This window comes from Ilyobacter sp. (assembly GCF_041583315.1).
GTDB lineage: Bacteria > Fusobacteriota > Fusobacteriia > Fusobacteriales > Fusobacteriaceae > Ilyobacter.
In genome coordinates this window covers 1-6,196 of record NZ_JBFHGC010000114.1, presented here as the reverse complement: position 1 = coordinate 6,196, position 6,196 = coordinate 1, and the positions used below count along the sequence as shown (strand labels likewise).

The 6,196-nt window shown below is 36.1% G+C and carries 7 protein-coding genes; all 7 read left to right on the top strand.

All coding sequences use genetic code 11. The features are described 5' to 3' along the window. Positions 1 to 121 precede the first annotated feature (121 nt). The 7 genes from lpxD to ABZA26_RS05460 all read left to right on the top strand — a co-directional run bounded on the left by lpxD (position 122) and on the right by ABZA26_RS05460 (position 6,121). Positions 122 to 1,126 carry a UDP-3-O-(3-hydroxymyristoyl)glucosamine N-acyltransferase gene (lpxD, locus tag ABZA26_RS05490; protein WP_372713514.1) on the top strand — a complete coding sequence of 335 codons (1,005 nt, stop codon included), beginning with the start codon at positions 122 to 124 and terminating at the stop codon, positions 1,124 to 1,126. Between the two features lie 217 nt (positions 1,127 to 1,343). After that, positions 1,344 to 1,853: a nitroreductase family protein gene (locus ABZA26_RS05485; protein WP_372713513.1), complete on the top strand. Its 510-nt coding sequence runs from the start codon at positions 1,344 to 1,346 to the stop codon at positions 1,851 to 1,853. A gap of 111 nt (positions 1,854 to 1,964) precedes the next feature. Then, on the top strand, positions 1,965 to 2,612 hold the full coding sequence (locus tag ABZA26_RS05480; RefSeq protein ID WP_372713512.1) for a class I SAM-dependent methyltransferase: 648 nt from the start codon (positions 1,965 to 1,967) through the stop codon (positions 2,610 to 2,612). Next, positions 2,612 to 3,448, top strand: a complete 837-nt coding sequence (locus tag ABZA26_RS05475; protein ID WP_372713511.1) for a glucosaminidase domain-containing protein — start codon at positions 2,612 to 2,614, stop codon at positions 3,446 to 3,448. Before ABZA26_RS05480 ends, ABZA26_RS05475 begins: the two co-directional genes overlap by 1 nt. Positions 3,449 to 3,457: 9 nt before the next feature. Continuing rightward, the gene (locus tag ABZA26_RS05470; RefSeq protein ID WP_372713510.1) at positions 3,458 to 5,146 is read left to right on the top strand and encodes a M3 family oligoendopeptidase; all 1,689 of its coding nucleotides are present in this window, start codon (positions 3,458 to 3,460) and stop codon (positions 5,144 to 5,146) included. A gap of 14 nt (positions 5,147 to 5,160) precedes the next feature. Next, the gene (gene lspA, locus ABZA26_RS05465) at positions 5,161 to 5,592 is read left to right on the top strand and encodes a signal peptidase II (protein WP_372713509.1); all 432 of its coding nucleotides are present in this window, start codon (positions 5,161 to 5,163) and stop codon (positions 5,590 to 5,592) included. A 22-nt stretch (positions 5,593 to 5,614) separates the two neighbouring features. Then, positions 5,615 to 6,121, top strand: a complete 507-nt coding sequence (locus tag ABZA26_RS05460; protein ID WP_372713508.1) for a YgjP-like metallopeptidase domain-containing protein — start codon at positions 5,615 to 5,617, stop codon at positions 6,119 to 6,121. Positions 6,122 to 6,196 lie beyond the last annotated feature (75 nt).

The following is a 6,196-nucleotide window of genomic DNA, read 5'->3' as shown; positions in this document are numbered from 1 at the left end:
TTTGAAGAAGGAGCAATTAAGTTTGGCGGAGAAGATATAACTCAAAAAGTAATCAACCAAATGGAAAAAGGTGAAAAAATAAAGTTAAACTAAACTATATAATGCACTGGGAGGCTATTTTATGAATTACAAATTACAAGATGTAGCTGCCCTCCTAGGCGGAGAAATAAAGGGAGATAAAGGTCTTGAGATATCAGGACTTTCTCCCTTTTTTCAAGCCAGGGAGACGGAGCTGACTTTTGCTGCAGATGAAAAATTTCTAAAAAAAATATCGGAAACGAAGGCAGGGGCTGTAATAGTACCCCCTATACTCGGACTTCCTGAGAATAAGACCTATATAGTGGTAAATGGAAACCCAAGAGAACTTATGCCGAAACTTCTCTCCTTCTTTAAAAGAGAGACAAGACCCATGGAAAAAATGATAGAAGACAGCGCCAGGATAGGTAAAAATGTTTCCATTGCTCCCAATGTATACTTGGGTCACGATGTAGAGATAGGGGACAACGTATCTATCTCTCCTAACACAACTATATGTGAAGGGGTAAAAATAGGAGAAGGATCTGTGATATATTCCAATGTCACAATAAGAGAATTCAGCGAACTGGGTAAAAAATGTATAGTTCAGCCTGGAGCAGTAATAGGTTCTGACGGATTTGGATATGTAAAAGTAGCCGGGAAAAACACAAAAATAGAGCAGATAGGAAGAGTAATCATAGGTGACGAGGTAGAGATAGGATCGAACACTACCATAGACAGAGGGGCTATAGGGGACACCATAATAAAAGACTATACAAAGATAGATAACCTGGTGCAGATAGCTCATAATGATATTATAGGGGAAAACTGTATAATTATATCTCAAGTGGGGATAGCAGGAAGTACTGAAATAGGTGACAATACAACTCTTGCCGGACAGGTAGGGGTATCGGGACATTTGAAGATTGGAAGCAATGTCATAGTAGGATCTAAATCTGCAATTCACGGAAATGTTAAAGATAACCAGATATTGTCAGGCTTCCCTCTTGTAGATCACAGAGAGGACTTGAAAATAAAGGTATCTCTAAAAAAACTTCCAGAAATGATAAAAAAAGTAAAAGAACTGGAGAAAATATTGCTTAAAAAATAGAAAGCAGCATGGGCTGCTTTTTATTTTGGATCAGAGATTGTAAAAATTAAAAGGAAATCATTCTTTTAGTTTTAATAAATATTAAAAATGCAAAACTCATAGATAAAATAAATTAAGGGTGCAATTTGAATTTATTTTTGTTAAAATATACAAAGAAGGACAAAAAAATTATATTGTTTTATTGAAAAATTCATGATAAAGGACAGGGGGTAAGGTTATGGAAGCAATTTTTAACCGAAGAAGTGTAAGAAAATATGCTGAGAAAAGGGTAGAAGAAAGTAAGATAGAAAAGATATTAAGGGCCGCTATGCAGGCTCCTAGTGCAGGAAACCAGCAGGCGTGGGAATTTGTAGTGGTAAGAGACAAAGAGATGCTAAAAAAACTATCAGAGGTAAGTCCTTACTCAAAAATGGCAGCAAATGCAGATGTGGTAATAGCAGTAATGGCCAATGAAGAGTATATGAGATATCCTCTATACTGGCAGCAAGACCTAGGAGCAGCTACTGAGAATCTGATGCTTCAGGCAGTAACTGAAGGACTTGGAAGTGTCTGGATAGCAGTAGCACCGAGAGAAGACAGAATTAAAACTATGAGGGAGATATTTACACTTCCTGAAACAGTAATACCATTTTGTATGGTGGCAATAGGATATCCTGATCAAGAGGTAAAAATTTCTGATAAATGGGATGCAAATAAAGTTCATTATGAGGAATATAAGCCTGTTTAGGTCAAATAGATAAATAAAAGAGGAGGCTATGCCTCCTTTTTTGTTTATGAAATTTTGACAAATTACCATATAATTATGTATAATTAGTATTCGCAGAATGGAGGGGTTTTATTGAAGTGTCATTTATGTAAAGGAGAAGCAGAAGAGTTTGTTGTAAAAAACAGAAAATTTGAACGGACTTATTATAGATGTAAAAACTGCAGTTTTATATTTGCAGAAGAAGCGGCTCTTTTAGAAGATGCAGAAGAACTTGAGAGATATCAAATGCATAATAATTCTACAGAAGACCCCATGTACAGGGAATATTTTGAAAAATTCATAGATTATGCTTTTTCAGATCTTGGAAAAGTAGAAAAAATCCTTGACTACGGATCAGGACCGGAGCCTGTTTTAGCATCTGTTTTGAGGGAAAAGGGGTACAAGGTTGATATCTATGATAAATACTTTTCACCTGCAAAAGTCCATGAAGGCCGTCAGTATGATGTGGTATGCACCACAGAGGTTATTGAGCACATCTATTATCCCATGGAAGTTTTCAAGGAGCTCGTAGGATGCGTAAAAAAAGGGGGCTATCTTATAATTATGACAGGTTTTCATAAAGATTCCTGGGAATTTTTTAAAAACTGGTGGTATATTCAGGATCCTACCCATACTGTATTCTATAGTCTAAAAACCTTTGAATTTATAGAAAAAGAATTTAAACTTAAAATTTTGAAAAATAACGGAAAAAACATAATAGTTTTTAAAAGGGAGGATTGATGAAAGAATTAAAATGGAGTATGTTTTTTCTCTATCTGTTTTTACAGGTGGTAAGCATATCTTCGGAAAATTATATGAAAAATATCGGTGATGCAGATACAGAGGTCTCTGCAAATTACGGAATAGAAAAAGCAATTTCCAATTATAAAATAATATACGTAGACAGCTCAGAAGATCTCAGGAAAAAGGTAAATCACAAAAAATATATTTATTCGGTGAGGGACATAGATCTCGATTCTTATCCGGTGGAGGAAAAGAAAAAGTTTTTTACAGAACTGATGATGCCTGCAATAGAATTGTCCAGAGGTCATGTATCTGCAAACAGGAAATTTGTAAAAAAAATAGTCAAAAGAGGCACCGTTAAAGCAAAGGAAAAAAACAGGCTGGAAAAACTTTTTAGTGACTACGATATAGAGGACGGAAACACTGAGAAATTACTGGAAAAGATGATAATTCCTCCGACCTCACTAATTCTGAGCCAGGCTGCATTAGAGAGCGGATGGGGAACTTCTAGATTTTTCAGAGAGGGAAACAACGTCTTCGGAGTTTGGTCATATGATAGCGAAGATGATAGAATAAAAGCCGGAGAATCAAGAGAAGACGGATTTACAGCCTATCTGAAAAAATACGGTGATTTAAAAGAGTCGGTAGACGGCTATATTCTTCTGTTATCCACAGGGAGTGCGTACGAAAAACTGAGAAAAGGGATAAAAAGAGGAGAAAGTTCTGAGGAACTGGCAAAATATCTCATAAAATATTCTGAACTTGGATCGGCCTACACCGAAAGGCTAGAAAAAGTCATAAGGGTAAATGAGTTTGATAAATACGATATCTAGGAGGCGTTGATGGACAGGATTTATTATGGCAAAGAGTTCAAAGTGGACAGTATAGAGGAAGTAAAAACTGAACTGCAGAAGCTTCTAAAAAAAGATATAAGAAATGTAACTGAACTTGAAGAATACATAGATAAGTACAATGAACTAAGTGCAATAGTGGAAGAGGCTATGGCCTGGAAATATATTAAAATGACACGGTTTGCAGATCAGGAAGAGTACTCTAAGGATTTCAACGACTTTTACGGGACAATAGTAGCTGAATTTAATAAAGAGTCATTTCACATAAATCAGAAGGTATATGACAGTCCTTACAGCAAAGACCTTCCTGAAGAGAGATATAAAAATTATAAACTTATTTTGAAAAATGACATTGAAATTTTCGAAGAAAAAAATATTCCACTTCAAGTGAAGGAAAACGAGCTTTCCAATCAGTACGGAGAGATAATTTCCAAAATAAACATCGATTTTCATGGAGAAAGCTATACACTTTCTCAGATGAACAGGTTTCTAAAGGAAAACAACAGAGAGACAAGGGAAGAGGCCTGGAGGAAGATATACACTGCAGTGGGAGAGAAAAAAAATGAACTCAACGAACTTTTTGATCAGCTGCTGAAACTTCGTGTTGAGATGGCTCATAATAAGAATTTTGAAAACTACAGAGATTATATGCACAAGGCAAAGGGAAGATTTTCATACACACCAGAGGACCTCTATAAATTTCATGAATCTGTGGAAAAAGTAGTGGTGCCGCTGTTACGAGAAATAAATGAAAAGAAGAGAGCTAAAATCAATCTTGAGACTCTCCGGCCTTGGGATACTGAAGCCAGTGAAGACGGAAAAATACTAAAGCCCTTTGAAAGTGAGAAAGAACTTTTGGAAAAGGGAATATCTGCCCTAAGTGATGTAAAAGAAAAATTCGGATCAACACTGAAGTATATGGCAGAAAAAGAGTTCTTAGACCTTGAAAACAGAAAAGGAAAAGCCCCTGGAGGATATAATTATCCCCTGAGTGAGAGCGGAGCGGCCTTTATATTTATGAATGCAGTGGGAGTCCACAGAGATGTAGTGACTCTCATGCATGAAGCTGGTCATGCCCTTCACTCTTTTGCTACTAAGGATGAAAGACTCATGTCATATAAGGACACTCCAAGCGAAGTGGCAGAGCTGGCATCTATGTCCATGGAGTTTATCAGCATGGATAAGTGGAAGAGATTCTATCAAGACGAAAATGATTTTAAAAAGGCGAAGAAAGAGCAGATTATAGGGGCTCTTCAGACTTTCCCGTGGGTCATGACAGTGGACGCATTTCAGCACTGGATATATCTGAATCCAGGGCATACTAAGGAAGAAAGAGACAGCAAGTTTAAAGAACTCATGGACAGGTTTAACACAGGGGTAGACTGGCATGGACTGGAAGATGAAAAATCCATGGTATGGCTGAAGCAGCTTCATATATTCGAAGTTCCTTTCTATTATATAGAATATGCCATAAGTCAGCTGGGAGCCATAGGAATATATAAAAATTACAAAGAGAACCCTGAACTTACTCTGAAGAAGTATGAAGACTTCCTGTCACTGGGATACTCTGAATCCATCGAAGATATATATACAACTGCAGGAATAAAATTTGACTTTTCTAAAGGATATATAAGTGAACTTGCGAACTTCTTAAAAGAAGAGTTGGAAGAACTGAATTAGAGGAGGGTTTTTAAATGGGGGTGAATCTCATGTATCCATGGATTGTTTTCTTATTATTTATTACGGATATTCTCACTAAAATAATAGCAGAAAAGAAGTTGAAATTTCACCCTAAAAAGATTTTAGACGGAGCAATCCATTTATACTATGTAAGGAACTTTGGGATTGCATTTAATAAACTGAGCCATAAAAAATGGCTTATTCTGACCCTGAATTTTGTCCTGCTCTTTTATATGACGACCCTCTATAACTCTCCGGGTATGCATAAGATGGGGTTGTCCCTGGTCCTGGCAGGAGGCCTGGGAAATACCCTGAACAGACTTTTCAGAGGTTACGTCATAGATTTTATATATTTTAATATAAAAGGTTTTCCGGTTTTCAACATTGCGGATTTTTATATACTGGCAGGAATAATTCTTATTCTGCTGAAAGAACTTATTATTTAATGTATTGCATGAAAGGGAAAAAATGGAAAGATTGAAATACCTAGGTGGCTATAATGTAAAACTAAAGGAACAGGTTATAGCCCTTATAGAAAATAAGCAGCTTGGGGAAATTATGCTTAAAAAATATCCCACAGCCCACGAAATAACAACAGATAAAATGCTTTATGATTATGTGATGGATATAAAGAACCAGTATCTTAAAAAATCAAATCCCCTCAGTAAGGTATCCTATGATTCAAAGATAAATTTTTCAAATCAAGCCCTGGGACTTCATACTTATGTATCAAGAGTCCAGGGAAGCAAGCTGAAGGCAAAAAATGAGATCAAGATCTCCAGCCAGTTTAAAAAAATGCCTTTGGAGTTTCTGAGAATGATAGTAGTTCATGAGCTGGCTCATCTTAAGGAAAAAGGTCACGACAAACCTTTTTATAAGCTTTGTGAATATATGGAACCAAATTTTCATCAGCTTGAATTTGATATGAGGGTATATCTCACATATATGGATATTTTTAAGAAATCATTGTATTAAAATCCTTTGAAGTTGTAAGTTATCTGTGCTAAAATAATCAGAGCTAACAAGCATAGAGTTTAGTTTGCGAATAGG

Excerpts from the sequence above, each read along its gene's own strand:
- lspA (WP_372713509.1), top strand. The coding sequence starts at position 5,161 with ATGGGGGTGAATCTCATGTATCCATGGATTGTTTTCTTATTATTTATT.
- ABZA26_RS05485 (WP_372713513.1), top strand. The coding sequence starts at position 1,344 with ATGGAAGCAATTTTTAACCGAAGAAGTGTAAGAAAATATGCTGAGAAA.
- ABZA26_RS05470 (WP_372713510.1), top strand. The coding sequence starts at position 3,458 with ATGGACAGGATTTATTATGGCAAAGAGTTCAAAGTGGACAGTATAGAG.
- ABZA26_RS05475 (WP_372713511.1), top strand. The coding sequence starts at position 2,612 with ATGAAAGAATTAAAATGGAGTATGTTTTTTCTCTATCTGTTTTTACAG.
- lpxD (WP_372713514.1), top strand. The coding sequence starts at position 122 with ATGAATTACAAATTACAAGATGTAGCTGCCCTCCTAGGCGGAGAAATA.
- ABZA26_RS05460 (WP_372713508.1), top strand. The coding sequence starts at position 5,615 with ATGGAAAGATTGAAATACCTAGGTGGCTATAATGTAAAACTAAAGGAA.